This is a genomic window from Pantoea jilinensis, from assembly GCF_019104105.1.
GTDB lineage: Bacteria > Pseudomonadota > Gammaproteobacteria > Enterobacterales > Enterobacteriaceae > Pantoea > Pantoea eucalypti.
On record NZ_CP077746.1, the window covers coordinates 1,803,161 to 1,825,992 of the forward strand.

Annotated in this window: 18 protein-coding genes; 10 read left to right on the forward strand and 8 right to left on the reverse strand. The window is 55.2% G+C overall.

Features of this window, described 5'->3' with window-relative positions; all coding sequences use genetic code 11:
* Positions 1 to 257 precede the first annotated feature (257 nt).
* The 3 genes from betA to betI are packed head-to-tail and all read right to left on the reverse strand — an operon-like array spanning position 258 to position 4,044.
* Positions 258 to 1,940: a choline dehydrogenase gene (gene betA, locus KTJ90_RS08495; RefSeq protein ID WP_003852665.1), complete on the reverse strand. Its 1,683-nt coding sequence runs from the start codon at positions 1,938 to 1,940 to the stop codon at positions 258 to 260.
* A gap of 23 nt (positions 1,941 to 1,963) precedes the next feature.
* The gene (betB, locus tag KTJ90_RS08500; RefSeq protein WP_003852666.1) at positions 1,964 to 3,436 is read right to left on the reverse strand and encodes a betaine-aldehyde dehydrogenase; all 1,473 of its coding nucleotides are present in this window, start codon (positions 3,434 to 3,436) and stop codon (positions 1,964 to 1,966) included.
* Between the two features lie 14 nt (positions 3,437 to 3,450).
* Positions 3,451 to 4,044, reverse strand: coding sequence for a transcriptional regulator BetI (betI, locus tag KTJ90_RS08505; protein WP_110411350.1), 594 nt, complete (start codon positions 4,042 to 4,044; stop codon positions 3,451 to 3,453).
* 255 nt (positions 4,045 to 4,299) lie between these two features.
* On the opposite strand from betI, the gene KTJ90_RS08510 reads away from it, so the two are divergent.
* The 4 genes from KTJ90_RS08510 to KTJ90_RS08525 all read left to right on the forward strand — a co-directional run bounded on the left by KTJ90_RS08510 (position 4,300) and on the right by KTJ90_RS08525 (position 9,104).
* Positions 4,300 to 6,330, forward strand: a complete 2,031-nt coding sequence (locus KTJ90_RS08510; protein ID WP_003852668.1) for a choline transporter — start codon at positions 4,300 to 4,302, stop codon at positions 6,328 to 6,330.
* Positions 6,331 to 6,471: 141 nt separating this feature from the next.
* Complete coding sequence (locus KTJ90_RS08515) at positions 6,472 to 7,821, forward strand: MFS transporter (RefSeq protein WP_078804473.1); 1,350 nt, start codon at positions 6,472 to 6,474, stop codon at positions 7,819 to 7,821.
* Between the two features lie 145 nt (positions 7,822 to 7,966).
* A complete protein-coding gene (locus KTJ90_RS08520) occupies positions 7,967 to 8,179 on the forward strand; it encodes a DUF1272 domain-containing protein (protein WP_003852670.1) in 213 nt (70 codons plus the stop codon).
* Between the two features lie 277 nt (positions 8,180 to 8,456).
* On the forward strand, positions 8,457 to 9,104 hold the full coding sequence (locus tag KTJ90_RS08525; protein ID WP_003852671.1) for a metallophosphoesterase: 648 nt from the start codon (positions 8,457 to 8,459) through the stop codon (positions 9,102 to 9,104).
* A 1-nt stretch (position 9,105) separates the two neighbouring features.
* On the opposite strand, the gene rsmF is transcribed toward KTJ90_RS08525, so the two are convergent.
* From rsmF to yebS, 3 genes are all read right to left on the reverse strand, one after another.
* Positions 9,106 to 10,533 (reverse strand): 16S rRNA (cytosine(1407)-C(5))-methyltransferase RsmF, encoded by a 1,428-nt coding sequence (gene rsmF / locus KTJ90_RS08530; protein ID WP_197711772.1) that lies wholly within the window; start codon positions 10,531 to 10,533, stop codon positions 9,106 to 9,108.
* Between the two features lie 304 nt (positions 10,534 to 10,837).
* Entirely contained in the window at positions 10,838 to 13,471 is a 2,634-nt protein-coding gene (locus tag KTJ90_RS08535; protein ID WP_003852673.1) for a PqiB family protein, read from the reverse strand.
* On the reverse strand, positions 13,440 to 14,684 hold the full coding sequence (gene yebS, locus KTJ90_RS08540) for a membrane integrity lipid transport subunit YebS (protein ID WP_003852674.1): 1,245 nt from the start codon (positions 14,682 to 14,684) through the stop codon (positions 13,440 to 13,442). Before yebS ends, KTJ90_RS08535 begins: the two co-directional genes overlap by 32 nt.
* Positions 14,685 to 14,897: 213 nt before the next feature.
* On the opposite strand from yebS, the gene KTJ90_RS08545 reads away from it, so the two are divergent.
* The 4 genes from KTJ90_RS08545 to htpX all read left to right on the forward strand — a co-directional run bounded on the left by KTJ90_RS08545 (position 14,898) and on the right by htpX (position 19,384).
* Positions 14,898 to 15,398, forward strand: a complete 501-nt coding sequence (locus KTJ90_RS08545) for a free L-methionine (R)-S-oxide reductase MsrC (RefSeq protein ID WP_003852675.1) — start codon at positions 14,898 to 14,900, stop codon at positions 15,396 to 15,398.
* 96 nt (positions 15,399 to 15,494) lie between these two features.
* Entirely contained in the window at positions 15,495 to 16,199 is a 705-nt protein-coding gene (proQ, locus tag KTJ90_RS08550; RefSeq protein ID WP_003852676.1) for an RNA chaperone ProQ, read from the forward strand.
* A 19-nt stretch (positions 16,200 to 16,218) separates the two neighbouring features.
* On the forward strand, positions 16,219 to 18,258 hold the full coding sequence (prc, locus tag KTJ90_RS08555) for a carboxy terminal-processing peptidase (RefSeq protein WP_003852677.1): 2,040 nt from the start codon (positions 16,219 to 16,221) through the stop codon (positions 18,256 to 18,258).
* 244 nt (positions 18,259 to 18,502) lie between these two features.
* Positions 18,503 to 19,384, forward strand: a complete 882-nt coding sequence (gene htpX, locus KTJ90_RS08560; protein ID WP_003852678.1) for a protease HtpX — start codon at positions 18,503 to 18,505, stop codon at positions 19,382 to 19,384.
* Positions 19,385 to 19,736: 352 nt separating this feature from the next.
* Here htpX and KTJ90_RS08565 read toward each other — a convergent pair whose 3' ends face one another.
* Positions 19,737 to 21,107 (reverse strand): MFS transporter, encoded by a 1,371-nt coding sequence (locus KTJ90_RS08565; RefSeq protein WP_008925327.1) that lies wholly within the window; start codon positions 21,105 to 21,107, stop codon positions 19,737 to 19,739.
* 187 nt (positions 21,108 to 21,294) lie between these two features.
* On the opposite strand from KTJ90_RS08565, the gene kdgR reads away from it, so the two are divergent.
* Complete coding sequence (gene kdgR / locus KTJ90_RS08570; protein WP_003852680.1) at positions 21,295 to 22,086, forward strand: DNA-binding transcriptional regulator KdgR; 792 nt, start codon at positions 21,295 to 21,297, stop codon at positions 22,084 to 22,086.
* A 30-nt stretch (positions 22,087 to 22,116) separates the two neighbouring features.
* Here kdgR and KTJ90_RS08575 read toward each other — a convergent pair whose 3' ends face one another.
* On the reverse strand, positions 22,117 to 22,353 hold the full coding sequence (locus KTJ90_RS08575) for a YobH family protein (protein WP_003852681.1): 237 nt from the start codon (positions 22,351 to 22,353) through the stop codon (positions 22,117 to 22,119).
* 202 nt (positions 22,354 to 22,555) lie between these two features.
* On the opposite strand from KTJ90_RS08575, the gene KTJ90_RS08580 reads away from it, so the two are divergent.
* Positions 22,556 to 22,828, forward strand: coding sequence for a YebO family protein (locus tag KTJ90_RS08580; protein ID WP_008925326.1), 273 nt, complete (start codon positions 22,556 to 22,558; stop codon positions 22,826 to 22,828).
* Positions 22,829 to 22,832 lie beyond the last annotated feature (4 nt).

The window sequence follows — 22,832 nt, forward strand, 5'->3', positions numbered from 1 at the left end:
AATTTACAACGCATCCACATTGTTGCTTCTCATCAGTGGACGAATAGTGTCTCCGGTAAAACAGATGCTGGGTTTACAGCATTCTGCAAATCATTAAATCAACAGCAGATACTGCCTGGTTTGATTGCGGTTAAGGTTCAGGGTTTACCGGGGCGAGTTTAGAAAATGATGGCGTGTAATAATAAGTGCGATAAATCGGGCAAAAAAAGTGCCGGACAACAGTCTGCCCGGCACCTTATAAGTGACACTGTAACTAACTATTCAGCACGCTGGGGGACTGTACGAACCGGGGCGTCACCAGCAACATAGTATGAAGCGGTGCTGCGTGGCAGTGGGTCGCGTCCACGGATCTTATCGGCAATCTTCTCGCCAATCATGATGGTGGTCGCATTCAGGTTACCGGTGATGATCAACGGCATAATCGACGCATCCACCACGCGTAATCCTTCCAGCCCATGCACGCGACCTTCGCCATCAACGACAGACATTGGATCGTTACCCATCTTACAGGTACCGCACGGGTGATAAGCGGTTTCGCCGTGATTACGGACGAATTCGTCCAGCTGTTCATCCGTCTGGCAATCCAGGCCCGGACTGATTTCACGTCCACGATACTTATCCAGCGCTGGCTGATTGATGATCTGGCGCGTGATGCGGATAGCATCGCGGAACTCATGCCAGTCCTGCTCATGCGACATGTAGTTAAACAGAATGGCCGGATGACGACGCGGATCGCGTGACTTCAGGCGCACATGACCGCGGCTTGGCGAACGCATCGAGCCGACGTGACACTGGAAGCCATGCGCATCAACGGCGTTAGAACCGTTGTAATTAATCGCTACCGGCAGGAAGTGATACTGAATGTTCGGCCAGCTGAACTCTTCGCGGCTGCGGATAAAACCACCCGCTTCAAACTGGTTACTGGCGCCGATACCGGTGCCATTAAACATCCACTCTGCACCGATTTTCGGCTGGTTCCACCACTTAAGGGCCGGATAGATTGAAACCGGCTCTTTACACTCATACTGAAGATACATCTCCAGATGGTCCTGCAGGTTTTCACCCACGCCCGGCAGATCGTGAACCAGTGGAATATCGAACTGCTTCAGCAGCTCCGGTGAGCCCACGCCAGAACGCTGCAGGATCTGCGGCGAGGCAATAGCACCGGCACACAGCAGCACTTCACGGCGAGCGGTCACTTTATTAATGGTGTTGCTGTCGCCCTGCAGATATTCCACGCCGACTGCGCGTTTGCCATCGAACACAATGCGATCGGTGGTGGCATGAGTAATGATCTTCAGGTTTGCACGGCCTTTGGCCATGTCGAGATAGCCACGTGCGGTGCTGGAACGGCGACCGTTTGGTGTTACGGTACGATCCATCGGACCAAAACCTTCCTGCTGATAGCCGTTGAGGTCATCAGTGCGCGGATAACCCGCCTGCACGCCTGCCTCAATCATGGCTTCAAACAGCACGTTATTGCCGGCTTTAGGCGTGGCGACGCACACCGGGCCATCTCCACCGTGGAAATCGTTCGGGCCGATATCACGGGTTTCCGCTTTACGGTAATAAGGCAGGCAGTCCAGATAGCTCCAGTTCTCCAGCCCTGGTTCACTGGCCCAGTTATCGAGGTCCATTGCGTTACCACGGATGTAACACATACCGTTAATCAGTGATGAACCGCCCAAGCCTTTTCCGCGACCACATTCCATGCGGCGATTGTTCATGTACGGCTCTGGCTCAGTCTCATACGCCCAGTTATAGCGTTTTCCCTGCAGCGGGAAGGCGAGGGCAGCAGGCATCTGAGTGCGAAAATCAAAACGGTAATCCGGGCCGCCCGCTTCGAGCAACAGAACGCTGACGTTGCTCTCTTCGGTCAGGCGGGTAGCCAGAACGTTTCCTGCGGATCCGGCGCCAATAACAATGTAATCATATTCCATTCGTCGTTCCTCAGGTTAAGTGATTAAAAGACTGACTGAAAACGCGTCAGCTCAACCTGCACGGACTTCACCTGGGTGTAGCTCTGCAGTGTCATCAGGCCATTCTCACGGCCAATGCCGGAGTGCTTATAGCCACCTACTGGCATCTCTGCGGCTGATTCGCCCCAGGTATTAATCCAGCAGATTCCTGCTTCGATCTGATGAATCACGCGGTGCGCTTTATTAAGATCCTGCGTCACCAGTCCGGCGGCCAGACCAAATTCGGTGTCGTTAGCACGGCGAATCACTTCTTCTTCGGTTTCATAGCTCAGGATCGACATGACCGGTCCGAAGATCTCTTCACGGACGATCTTCATCTCATCACGGCAGTCGGTAAACACAGTCGGTGCAACCCAGGCACCCTGGTCGAAATCACCACCGGTCAGACGTTTACCGCCGCACAGCAGGCGTGCGCCTTCAGCAATGCCCGATTCGATGTAGCGCATCACGTTATCGCGATGGCTGAAGCTGACCAGCGGGCCAAAGTTGGTGGCGGGATCACGCAGATCGCCGGCCTGAATACGGGCAACGCGTTCGCTGATTTTGGCTTCGAATGCCGCTTTCAGTTTTGCAGGAATAAAGACGCGGGTGCCGTTGGTGCAGACCTGTCCGGAGCTGTAGAAGTTCGCCATCATGGCGATGTCGGCGGCCAGATCGAGATCGGCATCATCAAAGATAATCAGCGGGGATTTACCGCCCAGTTCCATGGTGACTTCTTTCAGCGTTGAACCCGCTGCATTCGCCATTACTTTTTTGCCGCTGACAACGCCGCCGGTGAAGGAGACTTTGTCGATGCCAGGATGCTCAGTGAGCAACTGGCCGGTGACCGAACCGATGCCCGGCAGCACGTTAAATACGCCATCCGGCACACCTGCTTCGGTGTAGATTTCAGCCAGCTTCAGGGCAGTAAGCGGCGTCACTTCGCTGGGTTTGAAAATCATTGCGTTACCCGCAGCCAGCGCTGGGGCTGATTTCCACAGGGCGATCTGAATCGGGTAGTTCCAGGCACCGATACCGGCGACTACGCCCAGCGGTTCACGGCGTGTATAGACGAAAGAGGTTTCACGCAGGGGGATCTGCTGACCTTCCAGCGCCGGAACCAGGCCCGCGTAATACTCCAGCACGTCTGCACCGGTGACGATATCGACCGCTGAGGTTTCGCTGTAGGGCTTACCGGTGTCGAGCATTTCCAGCTCAGCCAGCGCATCATTCCGCTCACGCAGAATATCAACAGCGCGACGCAGGATGCGCGAACGCTCCATGGCGGTCATCGCGGCCCAGACTTTCTGGCCTTTTCTGGCGGCAGCAACGGCGCGATTGACATCTTCCTGGCCGGCGGCATGAACCTCTGCCAGCACTTCGCCGTTGACCGGATTAATCGTCTGGAATGTTTCGCCAGACGCTGCGGCAACATAAGCGCCATCAATGTAGAGTTTCTGCTCGGTAAATCGGGACATGTTTTCTCCTTCCGTTATTCGTGCTCGCCAGCCAGTTGCTGACGGATGAATTGGGTGGTCAGTGTACGGGCGATGACCGGGCTGAAGGGCTTTCCACTCAGCGCGGCGCGGAGCCAGAGACCATCTATCAGGGCGGCCAGACCATGTGCGGCCAGTCGTGCCTTTTCCAGTGGCAGTTCACGCTGGAACTCGACCACCAGCGTAGAGTAGAGTCGCCTGCTGCTGACCCGCTCCAGGCGGTTGAGCTGGGGTTGATGCATGCTGCTCGACCAGAAGTCGAGCCAGGCTTTCATCACTGCCGTGTGCACCTGAGTTTCATCAAAATTCCCGTCAACGATGGCACGCAGGCGCTCTTCTGCCGGTGCATCGCGAAGCGGTTGTAACCGCGACAGTACTGCCTCACGGAGCTGGCGCGTGACATCACGCATTGTTGCTTCCAGCAAACCGTTCTTATCTTTGAAATAGTGACTGATGATGCCGGTGGACACACCCGCCCGACGGGCGATCTGGGCGATAGTGGCATCATTAATCCCTACTTCATTAATCGTGCTCAGGGTCGCATCAATCAGTTGCCGACGTCGTATCGGCTGCATCCCTACCTTTGGCATTGCTCCAGCTCCACCCTCAAATCGAGCCCCTATTTAAACTTTTTTTGATTGCACGTTCAATATAAAAAGAAACTTTGTTAGGATGCTGTTCTTAAAATGTAGCAAAAGCGAAACGGCAATGAGTGCTAAAATAGGCTGGTTTGCTGCACGCTCTAACAGGAAGTCACAGATAGAAACATAGCCGCACGGCCCGTAGTCCGGGGGCGGCACAACGTATCCATTGCGTATTTTCAGGACATAAACCAGAGGTAATCGATGAATAATCCACCTGCCGGTGAAAAAGACAGACTCAATCCCGTTGTATTTTATACCTCTGCCGGATTGATTCTGACGTTTTCACTTGTGACGATTCTCTACAGTGAACTGGCCGCGAGCTGGATCCTCAAGGCGGTAAACTGGGTCTCCGCCACCTTTGGCTGGTACTACATGCTGGCTGCCACGCTCTATATCGTGTTTGTGCTCTACATGGCCTGCTCACGCTTTGGCTCGATCAAGCTCGGGCCTGAGCACTCCAAACCCGAGTTCAGCGTGCTCAGCTGGTCTGCCATGCTGTTTGCCGCCGGGATCGGCATCGACCTGATGTTCTTCTCGGTCGCTGAACCGGTGACGCAGTACATGCAGCCACCGGAGGGCGCAGGGCAGACCCTTGAAGCGGCCCGTCAGGCGATGGTCTGGACGCTGTTCCACTACGGACTGACCGGCTGGTCGATGTATGCACTGATGGGCATCGCACTGGGCTACTTCAGCTATCGTTATAATCTGCCACTGACTATCCGTTCGGCGCTCTATCCTATTTTTGGTAAACGCATCTATGGCCCGATTGGTCACACGGTGGATATCGCAGCCGTGGTCGGCACCATTTTTGGTATCGCCACCACATTAGGGATAGGGGTCGTACAGCTGAACTACGGCCTGAAAGTGCTGTTTGATATTCCGGAAGGCCTGACCGCACAGGCTGCGCTGATAGTCCTTTCCGTCGTGATCGCTACAATCTCTGTCACATCAGGCGTCGATAAAGGAATTCGTTTTCTCTCTGAGCTCAACGTGATCATGGCTCTGGGGCTGATTCTGTTTGTGTTGTTCTTTGGCAACACCGAGTTCCTGCTGAATGCGCTGGTACTGAACGTCGGCGATTACATCAACCGCTTTATGGGCATGACGCTTAATACCTTTGCCTTTGATCGTCCGACCCAATGGATGAACAGCTGGACGCTCTTCTTCTGGGCGTGGTGGGTGGCCTGGTCGCCATTTGTCGGCCTGTTCCTGGCACGTATCTCACGCGGTCGTACCATCCGTGAATTCGTACTGGGCACGCTGATTATTCCTTTCACCTTTACGCTGCTGTGGCTCTCTGTGTTCGGTAATGCCGCGCTGTATCAGATCATTCATGGCAATACCGAGTTTGCGCAGGAAGTGATGAATCATGCAGAACGCGGCTTCTATAGCCTGCTGGCGCAATATCCGGCGTTTAAACTCAGCGCATCGATCGCCACCATCACCGGTATGCTGTTCTATGTGACCTCGGCGGATTCCGGTTCGCTGGTGCTGGGTAATTTCACCTCACGCCTCAAAGACATCAACAGCGATGCGCCCAACTGGTTGCGTATCTTCTGGTCCGTGGCGATTGGCGTTCTGACCCTGAGCATGCTGATGACCAACGGTATCACTGCCTTGCAGAACACCACGGTGATTATGGGGCTGCCGTTCAGCTTTGTTATCTTCTTTGTGATGGCCGGGCTGTTTAAATCTCTGAAGATTGAAGACCACCGTCGGGCCAGCGCCACGCGCGACACTGCGCCTTATCTGGCGCATGCCACCGATCGTCTGACCTGGAAGAAACGCCTGTCGCGTCTGATGAACTATCCTGGGTCGCGCTATACCCAGCAGATGATGGAAAAGACCATTTATCCGGCGATGCAGGAGGTCGCGAAGGAGCTGGAGTTGCGTGATGGCCGCGTGACGCTGGAAAGCGTTGAGGCAGATGAGGCTAACCCGATTGGCTATCTGGATCTGCGCGTTCATCTGGGCGAAGAGCAGGACTTTGTCTATCAGGTCTGGCCGCAGCAATATTCGATCCCGGGCTTTACCTATCGCGCCCGGAGTGGTAAGTCGACCTACTACCGCCTGGAAACCTTCCTGATGGAGGGCAGTCAGGGCAACGACTTGATGGATTACAGCAAAGAGCAGGTAATTATCGACATACTGGATCAGTATGAGCGACACCTGAACTTCATCCATCTCAACCGTGAAGCACCGGGCAGCAACATCAGCTTCCCGAGCGTCTGAATCAGGGCCCGTCAGTGAGCAATTGCTGGCGGGCTTTTTTTTCGCTACCGTCGTACTGAACTAACCGTCTTCACCTGACGAAATCGACTATCTTTAGGGCTTTCTGGCCTGATGCCAGAAAAGCACAGACAGGGAGTCATGATGGGAAAAATATTCAGTACGTTTCTGCCGCTTTACACGACCACGTTGCTGATGCTGCTCGGTTCCGGTTTGCTGACCACCTATGTCTCATTACGGCTGGCCAGCGAGCATGTCAACGGCGCGCTGATTGGCTCAATCATTGCGGCCAACTACATCGGACTGGTGATCGGCGGCAAAGTGGGGCACAACCTGATAGCCCGCGTCGGCCATATACGCGCCTACGTGGCCTGTGCCGGGATCATTACCGCGTCTGTGGTTGGTCACGGGCTCACCGACTTTATTCCGCTGTGGGTCTTTCTGCGTCTGATTATCGGGCTCTGCATGATGTGTCAGTACATGGTGCTGGAGAGCTGGCTTAACGATCAGGCGGAATCATCCCAGCGCGGCATGATTTTCGGCTTATACATGGTCGCCACCTATCTTGGACTCAGTGGCGGACAGGTGATACTGAGCCTGCAAACGGGCTTTGGCGTCAGCACCCTGCTGATTGTGGCACTCTGTTTCGCACTCTGTCTGGTACCAATTGCCCTGACGACCCGCACTCACGTCAGGCCGATGACACCTGCGCCGATGGAGCTGGGCTATTTTATCCGCACTATCCCCAAACTTCTCGGCACCACACTGGTGACCGGTATGGCCATTGGCGCGTTCTACGGCCTGGCACCGGTCTACGGCAGCAGTAAGGGATTTACTACCAGCCAGACCGGCTATTTTATGAGTCTGACGATTTTTGCCGGTCTGGTATCGCAATTTCCGCTGAGCTGGCTTTCTGACCGCTTCGATCGTCAGCGACTGCTGTTTATCATTGCCATCCTGTTTGCCGTAGCCTGTGTGCCGCTGGTGGTGTTGCCGCACCTGACCTTCCACTGGATGATCGGCATCGCCTTTGCTGCCAGCATGATGCAGTTTGCGCTCTATCCGTTGCAGGTGGCGCTGGCCAACGATCAGGTTGCCCCCGAGCGTCGTGTCTCGTTAACCGCCTGTCTGCTGATGGCATTTGGTATTGGCGCCAGTATCGGGCCGCTGGTGGTGGGCGCGCTGATGGAGCCGCTCGGCAGCAATATGCTCTATCTCTTCTTTATGCTCTGCGCGCTGGTGATCGGCGGACTGAGCTTTGTCCGAGCGCCTGGCCCGCTTCCGACGACCGAAGTGCCGCTGCCGCACGTGGTGATGCCTGACAGTCTGGCGACCTCGCCACTGGGTGCTGCGCTGATCCCAACGCTGGAAGAGGAGGTGATTCATGCGTCAATGGGCGGTCAGGAGCCGGAAGATGAACGCGAAAGTGACGAAGACACGAGGGTCGAAGAAAATTTGACGGATGATATCCCTGAGAATCAGCAACATAAATAGCGCCCGCATGGCATTGCGACGCTCGCCGCTGTCTGTACGGTTTAAGCAGGATGTCCGGATCTGGCGCACACCTGTCCGTTTACTGGCTCGACATTCAGGCCAGTAACCGCGATGCTGACGGATACGCTTCTTCAGGAGATACACCATGCTGGAACTTCGCCCCAACTGTGAACGCTGCGATGTTGATCTTCCGCCATCCTCTCTGGCGGCTCGCATCTGCTCGTTTGAATGCACATTCTGCGCTGACTGCGATGAGCATCTCGCGCATATTTGTCCCAACTGCAGCGGCGAACTGGTGCGCCGTCCGGTGCGTCCGGCAGAGAAGTTGCAAAAATACCCGGCTAAACTGCGCAGTTGATCTCAAATGACAACGAAAATGTTTCGGACAGAATAGCCTGTCGTCTCTGATGTCGTTATCATAAATTACGTCCCTTACAGAGCTACCACCTTAACTGAGTGCCGGAGATAAGCGCCGGAAGGGACGCACTTCTTGACCACCATTATTTCTCTTTCCCCAATAGCCTTACACTCTCTGCCTGCTTCCTTTGCACTCTGCTTTCCTTTTCCCCATGCCGGTTCAGGTTGAGCTCTGACTATACTTTGGGGATATTTTCAGCAGAGAGGCGGGGGCAGCGATGTGTTACCACGTCCTGAATGGCGCGAAGTGGCGGCGGATCTGGGTCGTTGGCGATCTGCATGGTTGCCGTCGCGAACTGGATCTATTGCTGGAGCAGCATAAGTTTGATCCGCAGCAGGACTTACTGATTTCGGTTGGCGACATTATCGATCGCGGGCCGGACAGTCTGGGTTGTCTGGCGCTGCTGCAGGAACCCTGGTTTCGCTGCGTACGGGGAAATCATGAGGAGATGGCGCTGTCGGCGTTGCAGGGCCAGGAGATGGCGCTCTGGCAGATGAACGGGGGAGACTGGTTTTTTCGTCTGCGTGGCGCGGCGCTGATCGCGGCACGTCACGCGCTGCGCCGCTGCCGCGAGCTGCCGCTGATCCTTCATCTGCAACTCGGCGAGCGCATTATTGTCATTGCTCATGCGGATTATCCTGCTCAGGAATACGCGCTCAATAAGCCACTCGACTGGCAACAGGTGGTCTGGAGCCGTCAGCGGCTGGAGGGTATTGAGTCAGGTGAACAGGCTGGCATCCGTGGCGCGGACGCCTTTTACTTTGGGCACACGCCACTAAAACAATCGCTGACGATTGCCAATCTGCACTATATCGATACCGGTGCAGTGTTTGGCAATCATCTGACCCTGCTGCGACTCAAGTGAGTTACCGGAACAGGCGTCCGTCGCGAACCAGTTCACGTGGGTAGCTGTTCTTGATGCGGGTACCGACTTTCTTTGCCAGCCCCAGCGGCTGGTGCTGATACGTCACAATCATCTCGTTGTTTGCGGGTGCGGTTTCCGGATAGATATCCCGGCCGCGATACCACTCTTCCGCCTCTGCCGCCGTTAGCTCAAAGGTCTGCGTCGTATCGGGCTGCGCCAGTGCAATCACCGCTTCATGTTGCCAGCGATAGCCTTTGGCAAACGTTTCTGCCAGCTTCAGGCCAATGCGTGAAAACCGCACTTTGCCAAGCAGCGGGGTGACGGCTTTAGGGAATAGCCAGATCTCTTTATCACGCTGCCACAGCTCCAGTGAGTCATCCCATCTTATAGAGACGGCCGCGGCGGCCTGCGCTATCTCACTTTCCAGTTTGCGGCTAAGGTGAGAGAAGGGCAGCTTACCGACTTTATAACCTGGCACTGGAAGGGGCTCGACCGATGCGGTTTTACGCAGACGGGCCACGAAGAAACCTTCGCTGTCGAACATCTGCGGGAAGACATGCAGATAACCTTCTGGCGTCGCGGCCTTTTCGGCACCGCTAAACAGCCCCTCCAGCGGCACGACCTCAACTGCATCCGGGTAGCGCTGCAACAGCCAGTCAATCACCTGCTGATTCTCAATCTGGTTCAGGGTACAGGTCGAGTAAACCAGCGTGCCGCCCGCTTTGAGTGCGTGAAAGGCGCTGTCGAGCAGATCGCGCTGAGTATCGGCGATCGCTTCTGTGCTGGCCAGCGACCAGTTTTTCAGCGCGTCAGCATCTTTGCGAATCACCCCTTCGCCGGAGCAGGGCGCGTCGAGCAGGATGGCGTCGAACTGTTCCGGCAATGCTGGGCCAAATACCCGCGCGTCAAAGTGCGTTAAGGCACTGTTGCTGACGCCGCAGCGGCTGATGTTGGCGTGCAGCACTTTTACCCGGCTGGATGAGAATTCGTTTGCCAGGATAATGCCCTGATTGCCCATCCGCGCAGCGATCTGGGTGGTTTTAGAACCCGGCGCCGCCGCCATATCCATCACCGCGCTGACCTCTGGCTGAGCGTCAAACAGGGCGGTTACCGGCAGCATGGAGCTGGCTTCCTGAATGTAGAACAGGCCGCTGAGGTGCTCAGCGACGCTGCCCAGCGGCAGGCTCTCATCTTCCCGGCTGATCCAGAATCCCTCTTCGCACCACGGCACGGGCGTCAGCTGCCAGCCATAACCTGCAGTCTGACTCAGGAAATCGGCCACGCTGATCTTCAGGGTATTGACGCGAATACTGCGGCGCAGGGGTTGCTGACTGTACGCAATAAATTGCGCGAAGCTCGCCTCATCGGGCAGGCTCTGACGCATTAACGAGAGAAAATCGGCGGGGAAAAACGAAGAAGCTTCGGACACGGGCACATTCCAGTTAAGGCAAAGGCGGCAGTGTATCATGCGGAAAGGAAACGGGTAGCCTGGCTGCCCGTTTGAGGCTGCTGACAAATCCAAATCAGGGTGAATCTGACCGCAACGGATAAACTCAACGCGCAGGGAACACGGGCAGAAGAGGAAAGCGTCCCGCGCCAGAGATGGCGAGGGCCGGGCATCCCTGGCATGCTCAGCGCGGCCCATCCCTGGGCCGCGATGCTTTGCTACAGGCGTATACTCCCATCGCTTTACGTTTTGAGCCGTCTGAAAGAAGCGGCCCGTTCAGACTCAATTAACGCGGAGACGGAATCGCCGTTCCCCAGTTACGCCACTCTTTCGGCGCTTCATCCTGCAGCAGGAAGTGTTTATCCGGATTCGCCTGCGGTGCCAGCGGCACCGTCGGCGGCGTCGCAAACTGAATGCCACCCCGAATAAACTGCTGGAAGGTACCGGTTTTCACCACGCCGCCCACCAGGCCGAAGTCGAGGTTGTAACCGGACGCCTGCCAGAACACCGAGTTATTACGCACCAGATGCTGGTACTTCTTACTGATGCGCAGGGCGATCTGCACGCGATCTGCCATCGTACCCAGCGAGGTGCCGGTCACCGTACCCACTTCGACACCGCGGAACAGCACCGGCGTGCCCAGCGACAGCGAGCCTGCCTCCGTGGCATCAACATAAATGTTCAGGCCATTCAGGTAACGTGAATCGGTGATCGTGCTCTCCTGCAGCTCGAAGGTGCGCACCGCACCGCCTTTGCCTGGATCCACGTTAACGTAAGGCTGCAACAGGGTTTCCAGATGATTCACTCCGGTGGCGGAAATCTCTGGTGAAACCACGGAGAAACGGCTGCCGAGACGGGCGAAATCATTCACATACTCCGGATAGAGCACCGCTTTCGCTACGACCTGGTTGTTATCTTTGCTCAGCGACAGTGACTCCACCTGGCCGACATTAATTCCCAGATAACGAATCGGCATACCGGCCGAGAGCTTACTGGCGTCGTAGGTGTGCAGCGTAATCTGACTGCCCACCGCGCGTGCCGCCGTCTCAGACGGATAGAGCACGCGTTTTGCCCCTTTGGCCGACTGCGCACCACTCATATTGTCGAAGCTGATTGCGCCTTTCAGCGCACGGTTAAGCGGCGATGCCTGCACCGTCAGGCCGCTGCCGTTAAGGCTCACACGCGCGCCGCCCTCAGCCCAGAACACGCTCTCGCTGGTCAGTAGCTTGCGATATTCCGGCTGGATATGGACCGCAATATCAAAGGCATCCGCGCGCGGTGTGACTTTGACAATTTCACCCACCTGATACTTGCGATAAAGCACGACAGAACCGGCCTGCACGTCGGGCAGACTGTTGGCGGTCAGCGTCAGCGTTGTAGAAGGGCCATCACCCGTGATGCCTTCTTCCGCTTTTTCAGCATCAGCGAACAGCGGATAGGCACTTTTCGGCTCACCTTTTTTGCCCGGATCCAGCCGGATACCGCCATCCACCCACTCACGGGCGCTGGCGCCTAACACTTGCATGCCATCAAGGCCAAACTTCACATCAAGCCGGCTGTTAACGATAAATTTGCTGTCGCCATGCACCAGATCGCGATTTTCAGGATTAACCGCCACCACGAAGTTAACGCCATTTTCATCCAGCGAACGTGATATCACCTGGCCAATCTGCATACCGTGCAGCATCAGCGGCTGGCCCTGGTCGATACCATAACTCTCCGGTGCACTGAGTTTGACCGTCAGCACGTTAGGTTTCTGCAGCAGGGTCTCGCTGGATGGCAGCACGGTGAAGTGCTGTTGCGGCTCGCCTTCGCCAGGCACCAGTTCCAGCGTGTTGCCGGTCAGCAGGGAGCTGAGGCTGGTATCGGTCAGGCTGATTTTCGGGCTGTGCATCTCAATGCGGGTGCCGCTGCGCATCAGACCCACCACGGAAGGATCGATGGTCAGCTCGCCGGTGACTTTGCCGCCATCCAGCAGGTTCAGTTTGGTCAGTGTGCCGACCTCCAGGCCCTGATACATCAGCGGAGTGCTGTCTGCCTTAAGATTTTTTCCGTCAGGCAGGTCCAGTGTGATCTGAACGCCACGCTGACTGTGTGCCAGATCGGGATAGAGCCGGTAATTCTGCTCCGCTTTGGCGGTTTCCGAACCCTGAGGGGAGTCAAACGCAATTGCACCATTCACCAGCGCTGCAAGGCTCTCAAGCTGGACTTTAGCGCCGCTCAGGCTGACGTCAGCATTGACGCCCGACACGTTCCAGAAGCGGCTGTTGGTCTTCACCAGATTGATAAAGCGACGGTCAATCAGTACATCAATTGCCACACCATCAGCCTTATTATCAATGCTGTAGTCATAAACACGGCCAACCGGAATTTTGCGGTAATAGACCAGCGAGCCGGTATTGAGCGAGCCAAGATCCGGCGCATGCAGATGAATCATCAGTTCGCCGGTATTCACGCGATATTTAGGCTGAGTATCCAGCGCGGTAAACGCCTCGCTGGGTTTACCTTTGCCTGGCATCATCCCGATATAGTTACCGCCGACCAGCGCATCCAGCCCCGACACACCTGCCAGTGAGGCTTTAGGCGTCACCAGCCAGAACTGCGTGTCTTCACGCAGCGCGTCGCGCATATCGCTTTTGATGCTGGCTTTAATCTGAATGCGGCGATAATCGTCGCTGAGATTAATGCCCTGCACGGTGCCCACTTCCACACCCTGATACCGGATCGGTGTGCGGCCCGGCACGATACCATCCGCCGTCTGGAAATTGATGGTGATGGTGGTGCCGCGCTCCTGATAGTTAGCCCAGAGCAGCCAGCCTGCGATGAGCATCGCAATGATCGGCAGCAGCCAGAAAGGCGAAATTTTACGCTTATTGCGCAGCGTGGCGTTAGTCGGTGTAGTCGGCGTTTCCTGTTGCATGTGCATCCCAGAGCAGGCGGCTGTCCAGCCACTCAACAGACATAATGGTCAGGATGACGGCCGCGCCAAAAAACAGCGCCGCCGGTCCCATGGTAAAAGCCAGCAGCTGATCACGGTTGACCAGCGACATGGTTAACGAAATGACAAACAGATCGAGCATTGACCAGCGGCCAACCCAGGTGACAAAGCGCAATAACCGTATGCGGGTTCTCAGCCCCTGTTCACAGCGAAAATGAATACTGAGCAACAGCGTCAGCATCACCAGCACCTTGATAAAGGGCACTAAAATACTGGCGATAAAAACAATTGCTGCCACCGGAATGTTGCCTTCAGCCAGCCCCAGGATGCCGGAAAAGATCGTGTCTTCACGCCGTGAACCATTCAGATAAACCACGGAAATGGGCATCAGGTTCGCAGGAATCAGCAGCACAATCGAGGCGATCAGTGCGGCCCAGGATTTCTGAAGGCTGTGACGGCGCCGGAAGTCGAGCGGCGTATGGCAGCGCGGGCAGCGGCCCCGTTCATCGGCTACGCCCGTGTTGTGACAGTTCAGACAGACCTGCATCTCGTTGCGGGCCATATTGCCGGGACGTTGCGGGTAGAAATGCTCCCACAGCTGCTCAATATTCAGGTGGATCATCGTGAGCACGCTCAGTACCGTCAGGGCAATGTAAGCTGCCAGCCCGTAACCGATCTCCAGCGACGCATAGTCCTGCACTTTAATCGACGCCACGGCGATGCCGATCAGATAGATATCGAGCATGACCCACTCTTTCAGCTTCTCCAGCATCAGCAGCACCGGTCGCAGGTTCATACCAAGCTGATGACCAATGCCGAGATAACAGATGCCAGCCACCAGCGTCACCGGTGCGCCGATGGTGCAGAACGCCACCATTGAGGCGGTCAGTACATCACCCTGCTGGGTCATCTGGATCACGCCTTCCAGCACGCTGGCATTGATGCGCATGCCAAGCAGCCGGATATCCACCAGCGGCAATGAGAATGCAAAGGGCATCAATACCATCATGGTGGCGGCCATCGCCATAAGGCGAGTCATTGACCAGTCCCGACCACTGAGAATCTCGGCGTTACAGCGCGGGCAATAAGCCGACTGATGCGATTTCACATCCGGTAAGGAAAAAAGGGTATCGCATTGCGGGCAACGCTGATAACGTGCGTGAGGCAATGTCTGGCTGATAGCGTGAATTTTCATAGGGTGATGCAATCTTCGCTCTTCAGAAGTAACAGATATCGGTCATTAAGACATTGTCTGTGTGCCTGTCTCGGGCATCACGCTTCGATCCACAGAATGCTAAGGGTATAGCAACTAACGCTATGATTCACCTTGTGGCTCTGGATATTTAAAACTTATTTTTAACGAACGGTCTGTATCTCCTGTACAGATGTCATTGGTAACGGTTGGATAATGAACAAAACTGCCTTTTACGCCGATTTGAATCGCGATATGCGCGCCTTACTGGCGGGAGAAACGGCGTTCCTCGCCGCGATGGGAAACTTCAGCGCGCTGCTGTATGAACGTCTCGATGGCGTGAACTGGGCGGGTTTCTACCTGCTGACGGAAGCCGATACGCTGGTGCTGGGTCCTTTCCAGGGCAAAATTGCCTGTGTGCGGATTCCGGTCGGTAAAGGTGTGTGTGGCACGGCGCTGGCAGAAGAAAAAGTGCAACGCGTTGACGATGTGCATGCCTTCCCGGGCCACATTGCCTGTGACGCTGCCAGCAATGCTGAGATTGTGATTCCTCTGAAAGTGAATGGCACGGTGGTTGGCGTGCTGGACATCGACAGCGTGACATACAATCGCTTTGACAGCGAAGACGAATCGGGGCTGGTCACACTGACTGATGGGCTTTGTGAAGTGCTTGCGAACAGCGACTTAGAAAAATATCTGCAGCTGACGCGCAGCTAATCGACTGGATCACATGGCATTTAGCGATGTTGTCATTATAATGTCGCCTGTTCATGCCTGCGCTGGTCGGCAAACCCGTTGTAATCAGGAAATTTCATGGAAAATCAACCTAAGTTGAATAGCAGTAAAGAAGTCATCACTTTTCTGGCGGAGCGCTTTCCGCACTGCTTTAGCGCTGAAGGTGAAGCGCGTCCGCTCAAAATCGGTATCTTTCAGGATCTGGTCGAGCGTGTTCAGGGCGAAATGGGTCTGAGCAAAACACAGCTGCGTTCCGCGCTGCGTCTTTATACGTCAAGCTGGCGTTATCTGTACGGCATTAAAGCCGGTGCTATCCGTGTCGATCTCGACGGCAACGCCTGTGGCGTGCTGGATGAGCAACACGTAGAGCATGCACGCAAGCAGCTGGAAGAAGCGAAAGCCCGCGTCCAGGCGCAGCGTGACCAGCAGCGCGCTGCACGTCGTGAAGCCGGTGAAAGCGAAGAGGGCGCAGCACCGCGTCGTCCACGCAAGCCCGCGGCTCGTAAGCCTGCAGAAGGTGACGCTGCGCGTAAACCGCGTCCGCAGACCACTGCAGCACCGCGTGCGACCGCTTCACAGCATCGCAAGCCAGCCCCACGTCCGGAGCAGGAAGCCCGACCCATCACTGATACCTCAACTTTGCAACCCGGCCAGAGTATTAAAGTTAAAGCAGGCAAAAGTGCGATGGACGCTACCGTTCTTGAAGTATCAAAAGACGGCGTTCGGGTCCAGCTCGCTTCCGGCATGGCAATGATTGTGCGCGCAGAACACTTGCAGTTCTGAAACGGAGGCTAACCCCGGCATGAACACCCTTTTTAAAGTTGGACTTATTGCGGGCCTGCTATTAGCAGGCCCATCCTTCGGCGCAGAGAACATTACGCGCGCCGACCAGATTCCCCAGCTTCACGAAGACCCGCAGGATCCCACTGTCAGTGAGCGCGTCACGTCGCGCTTTACCCGTTCCCACTATCGCCAGTTCGATCTGGATCAGAACTTTTCAGCGAAAATTTTTGATCGCTATCTGAACATGCTCGACTACAGCCACAATGTGCTGCTGGCATCGGATGTGGCGCAGTTTGCCAGCAAAAAAACCACCGTGGGCGATGAGCTCCGCAGTGGCAAGCTGGATCTTTTTTACGATATTTATAATCTGGCGCAGAAGCGCCGTTTTGAGCGCTATCAATATGCGCTGACGGTGCTGGCGCGTCCGATGAATTTCAGCGGCAATGACACTATCGACATTGACCGCGCCAAAGCGCCATGGCCGAAAAATGAGGCTGAACTAAACGCGCTCTGGGATGCCAAGGTTAAATATGACCAGCTGAGCCTGAAGCTGGCCGGTAAAGACGACAATGAGATTCGCGACGTTCTGACTAAGCGTTACAACTTCGCGATCCGCCGTCTGGCCCAGAGCAACGGTGAAGATGTTTTCCAGCTGGTGATGAACGCTTTCGCCCGCGAAATCGATCCCCACACCAGCTATCTGTCGCCGCGTAACACCGAGCAGTTCAACACGGAGATGAGCCTCTCTCTGGAAGGCATCGGTGCGGTTCTGCAGATGGATGACGACTACACCGTGATCAACTCAATGGTGGCAGGCGGTCCGGCAGCGAAAAGCAAAGCCATTACCGTTGGCGATCGCATTGTGGGTGTCGGGCAGCCAGGCAAGCCAATGGAAGATGTTATCGGCTGGCGTCTTGATGATGTTGTTGCAAAAATCAAAGGGCCTAAAGGCAGCAAAGTGCGCCTGGAAGTTCTGCCAGCCGGTAAGGGCACGAAAACCCGTACTGTCACGCTGACGCGTGAGAAAATCCGTCTGGAAGACCGTGCGGTGAAGTTGACCATTAAAAATGTCGGCAAGCAGAAAGTCGGCGTGCTCGATATTCCTGGCTTCTATGTCGGTCTGACCGACGACGTGAAGGTCCAGTTGCAGAAATTGCAGAAACAGAACGTCGACAGCGTGGTCATCGACCTGCGTACCAACGGCGGCGGCGCGCTGACCGAAGCGGTATCCCTTTCCGGCCTGTTTATTCCGAGTGGTCCGGTGGTGCAGGTTCGCGACAACAATGGTCGGGTGCGCGAAGACAGCGATAACGACGGCGTTGTTTACTATAAAGGTCCGCTGGTGGTGCTGGTCGATCGCTTCAGCGCCTCAGCCTCTGAGATCTTCGCTGCCGCGATGCAGGATTATGGTCGTGCAGTGATTGTTGGCGAGCCAACCTTTGGTAAAGGCACCGTTCAGCAGTATCGCTCTCTGAACCGCATCTATGATCAGATGCTGCGTCCGGAGTGGCCAGCGTTAGGCTCCGTTTCTTATACCATCCAGAAGTTCTATCGTATTAACGGTGGCAGTACACAGCGCAAAGGCGTCACGCCGGATCTGCTGATGCCAACCGGCGTAGAAGCGGCTGAAACCGGTGAGAAATTTGAGGATAACGCACTGCCGTGGGACAGCATCAAAGCGGCAACCTACACCAAAACCGGTGATGTTAAACCGCTGGTTGCGCAGCTGACGAAGCAGCATGCTGATCGCATCGCACAGGATCGCGAGTTCCAGTACATCATGAAGGACATTGCCCGTTACAATGCCCTGAAAGATAAGCGCAATATCGTGTCACTTAATCTTGCTCAGCGCGAGAAAGAGAACCACGAAGATGATGCATCACGACTGGAGCGCATCAACGCGCGCTATCAGGCAGAAGGCAAAAAACCGCTGAAAAACCTGGATGAGCTGCCGAAAGATTATAAAGAGCCGGATCCGTATCTCGACGAGACGGTGAAGATCGCAAATGATCTTGCCCAGCTGGAGAAATCCCAGCCAGACGCACCCGCGGCGAAATAAGCCGCTGTTGCCAGAAAAAGCACCGCTAAGCGGTGCTTTTTTTTGCGTCCGTAAAAGTTTCCATTAACCAATGATTAGCGCGCGAGAAGCCGCCTGCAGGCTGGGTTGCTCATCAGGCATGTCAGAATGTAAAGTTATGTCTTTTTAGGCACTTAAACGTTAAGGTTGCTTGAAAAGCAGCCCAATGCCCATAGGATATGGATCCGCGTATAGGCGCGTGAACTACTGAGGAAGATTACCAAAAATGATGCGTATTGCTCTTTTCCTGATGACCAACCTGGCTGTGATGTTGGTATTCGGGCTGATTCTCAGCCTGACAGGGATCCAGTCAAGCAGTGTTCAGGGCCTGATGATCATGGCAGGCCTGTTTGGCTTCGGCGGTGCGTTTGTTTCACTGCTGATGTCGAAGTGGATGGCGCTGCGATCGGTTGGCGGTGAAGTGATTGAACAGCCACGCAACGAAACCGAGCGCTGGCTGGTGGATACTATTGGCCGTCAGGCCCAGCAGGCGGGCATTGCGATGCCACAGGTCGCAATCTATCACGCACCTGACATCAACGCCTTTGCGACCGGCGCACGACGTAACGCCTCACTGGTTGCTGTCTCAACCGGTCTGCTGCAAAACATGAGCCGTGATGAAGCGGAAGCGGTACTGGCACACGAAGTGTCGCACATCGCTAATGGCGACATGATCACCATGACGCTAATCCAGGGCGTGGTGAACACCTTTGTGATTTTCGTTTCACGCATTCTGGCGCAGATCGCGGCAGGCTTTATGTCCGGCAACCGTGATGGTGAGGAGAGCAGCAACGGCAATCCGCTGGTCTACTTTGCGGTGTCGATGGTGCTGGAACTGGTGTTTGGTATTCTCGCCAGCATCATTACCATGTGGTTCTCCCGTCACCGTGAGTTCCATGCCGATGCCGGTTCAGCGAAGCTGGTTGGTCGTGAGAAGATGATTGCGGCGTTACAGCGTCTGAAAACCAGCTATGAACCGCAGGAGCCGAGCAGCATGATGGCGTTCTGCATCAACGGCAAAGGCAAATCATTCAGTGAGCTGTTTATGTCGCATCCGCCGTTAGATAAGCGTATTGAAGCACTGCGCAGCGGTCAGTATCTGAAATAGCACTAAGCAGAGCAAATAAGGCGACCCGCGGGTCGCCTTTTCTGTTTTAGAAATCAGCATCAGATTGAATCTGACAGCAATATCTTAGCTCCAGTATCTTAGCTCAAAGAGCAGGGAACCCAGAGAGAGGAGGATAACGTCCCGACGCCTGTACAAAAACGCCGGGAGCGTTTTTAAACAACGCAAAGCGTTGGCCCGTTTATGGGCGCACATCAGGGATGAGGTGCGTAATCGTGCAGGACGACCGTCTTGGATGACAGTAGTTTTTCCGATCTGTCTGGGCTCCCTGTGCAGACCCGGCCTTACAGCGAATCGGTTCACATGCTGTAAGGCGTTCGCTTTTTCGCTGCCATCAGGCGCGGGTCTGCGTCATGCGCGACACGCTTACCAGCGCCGCCACGGCGGCAAAGCTGCCCGCCAGCAGCAGCGAAACGTGCGTGCCACGCTCATCAAACAGATTAAACATCAGCGCAACCAGCGCAGCACCCATACTCTGACCCAGCAGGCGCGCGGTACCCAGCATGCCGCTGGCAGCGCCGCTGCGGTTACGTGGAGCAGAGGTGACAATTGTGTGGTTGTTAGGTGACTGGAAAAGCCCAAAACCGGCACCGCACAGCATCATGCGCCAGATAATATCACCATCGCCAGGGTTTGCTGGCAGCCAGGCGAGCAGGAACAGCCCCAGGGCGAACATCGCCAGCCCGATTCCTCCCAGCAGCCCGGCATGCACCCGCTCAATCAGCCGGCCGGCTATTGGCGCAAACACCATGGTCGCCAGCGGCCAGGGCGTCAGAAGTAAACCGGTTGCCACCTCATCACGCTGCAGGACGTTTTGCAGGAAGAAGGGCAGTGAGACCATCGCCAGCATCTGCGCGCAGAAGGAGCAGACCGACGTGCCCATCGACAGGCTGAAAATGGGGATACGCAACAGATCAACCGGCAGCAGCGGCACCGCCATGTTTAACTGACGACGAATAAAGAACCAGCCTGTCACCAACAGAACAACGACCTCCGACAGCACCAGCAGATGACTCTGACCCTGCGCAAAACCGCTCAATGCGGAGATGATCAGACCAAAGAACAGGGCATTCATGATCGCGCTGGGCACATCAAATTTCTGTGCGGTGGCTTTTTGCGGATTATCGGGCAGTGTGCGCAGCGCCAGCCACAATGCAATAGCACCCAGCGGGACGTTAATCAGAAACAGCCATTTCCAGCTCGCCACTGACAGAATCGCAGCCGCTACTGTCGGGCCTGCCGCGGTCGACACCGCCACCACCAGCGAGTTAATTGCCATGCCGCGTCCCAGATAGCGCTGGGGATAAATAATGCGTATCAACGCAGTGTTCACACTCATCAGCGCGGCGCCACCTAACCCCTGCAGCACGCGGGCAAAGGTCAGCATGGTTAGCGTGGTCGAGAAGGCGCAGAACAGCGAGGTGGCAATAAACAGCGCCAGGCCGGCCTGGTAGACGCGCCGATAGCCCAGCATATCGCCCAGAAACGAGAGCGACAGCAGCGAGACGATAATCGCAATCTGATAGGCATTCACTATCCAGATTGACTGCGCCGGGCTTGCATTGAGTTCACGCGAAATGGTCGGCAGGGCGACGTTGGCAATCGCGCCATCCAGCACCGCCATGGTCAGCCCGATAGCGATTGTGGCAATAGCCATATAGCGCTGACGGCCTGGTAATCCATCCTGCGGAGGAGAAAGAGTCATAAGTTAATTACTAAAGAGGGTGAATATCATCATGCTAATGAAATTAACGCTGAAATGCAGCGATCGAACGGATAAAAAACTGTCTTAAAATATGACGCATGGGTTAAAGCATTGCTGCCATGCTGCGCCTCACTCTATACTGACTATCCGTTCCATTTTTTTTGAAACAGGTTTAATAAGGTGCGCGATGTCCATTGGTGAAAATGATAAACAGCCTGATTCGGTCTCTTCTGTTCTTAAAGTGTTTGGCATTTTGCAGGCGCTGGGCGAAGAGCGCGATCATGGTATTACTGAGCTCGCGCAGCGCGTCATGATGTCAAAAAGCACCGTCTACCGTTTTCTGCAGACCATGAAGTCGCTGGGCTATGTCACGCAGGAAGGCGAGAGCGAGAAGTACTCACTGACGCTGAAGCTGTTTGAGCTGGGTGCAAAAGCATTACAGAACGTTGATTTAATCCGCAGCGCGGATGTGCAGATGCGTGAGTTGTCGCGTCTGACCAAAGAGACGATTCATCTGGGCGCGCTGGAAGAGGACAGTATTGTCTACATCCACAAAATCGACTCGCTCTATAACCTGCGTATGTATTCACGCATTGGTCGTCGTAATCCGCTGCATACCACTGCGATCGGTAAAGTGCTGCTGGCCTGGCGCGACCGAAGCGAAGTGGAGGAGATTCTACGGGATGTGGAGTTTAAACGTAGCACGGCCAATACGCTGTTAAGCGCGGAGGCGTTGATTACGACGCTGGATCAGGTCAGAGCGCAGGGTTATGGTGAGGATAATGAAGAACAGGAAGAGGGATTGCGCTGCCTCGCCGTGCCGGTATTCGACCGATTTGGCGTGGTGATTGCGGGACTCAGTATCTCTTTTCCCACCATTCGTTTTTCAGAAGATGCCCGTCAGGATTACGTGGCCATGCTGCATCGTGCGGCGCGCACGCTTTCATCAGAGATGGGCTATCACGACTACCCGTTCTGAAAACAGCGGGCCATCCGGCCCGCCATTCTACTAGTTATCGATCACTTCTCCGCTTTTCTTCAGCAACGGGCAATCCGTTACGCCCACTACACCACTGTCAGTGTGCAGATACTGCGCGCTGATCACGCCGCGAGCGGTCAGATAACTGCATTGCAGGCCAAGTCCGGCTGCATTTTTAGTGCTGCCGGTTAATACGCCATAGCCGGTAAACAGCATCGCCAGCCAGATCACCGCTAGCAAGCCTATCGTGCGAATCAACAGTTTCATTATGTCTCCTTGTGAAAGATAACTCAGCGCACAACCTGGTGCTGCCGGTTATGATGATATCAGCATGCCTCGGTTTTCAGGCAGGATCGATCAGAGATAACTGAAACGGCAAAATCTGCATTGACGTGATCCCCATTATCTTTTGTGATGGCTAAAGGTAGAATAGGGGGTTGGCGTTTTCACTTTGTTTTATGAGGCAGTTATGAATGAGTTAGCCGCAAATCCGGGACCGCTGGTCAGTTATGGCCTGATGGTCATTATTTTAATTGTGGCGTTTATTGCCTGGTTCTTTGTTAACCGGGCCAGCGTTCGCGCCGGAGAGCAAATTCACTTACTGGCGTCGTTGCTGGAAGAGCAGAAGAAACAGAACCAGTTGCTGCGCCGTCTGATTGAGATGCAGCCCGTCTCCGAGGTCAAAAAAACCGATGAAGATGCGGAGAAACGGGACTTTATCCGGTTAATTCCGGAACGTTAATCAC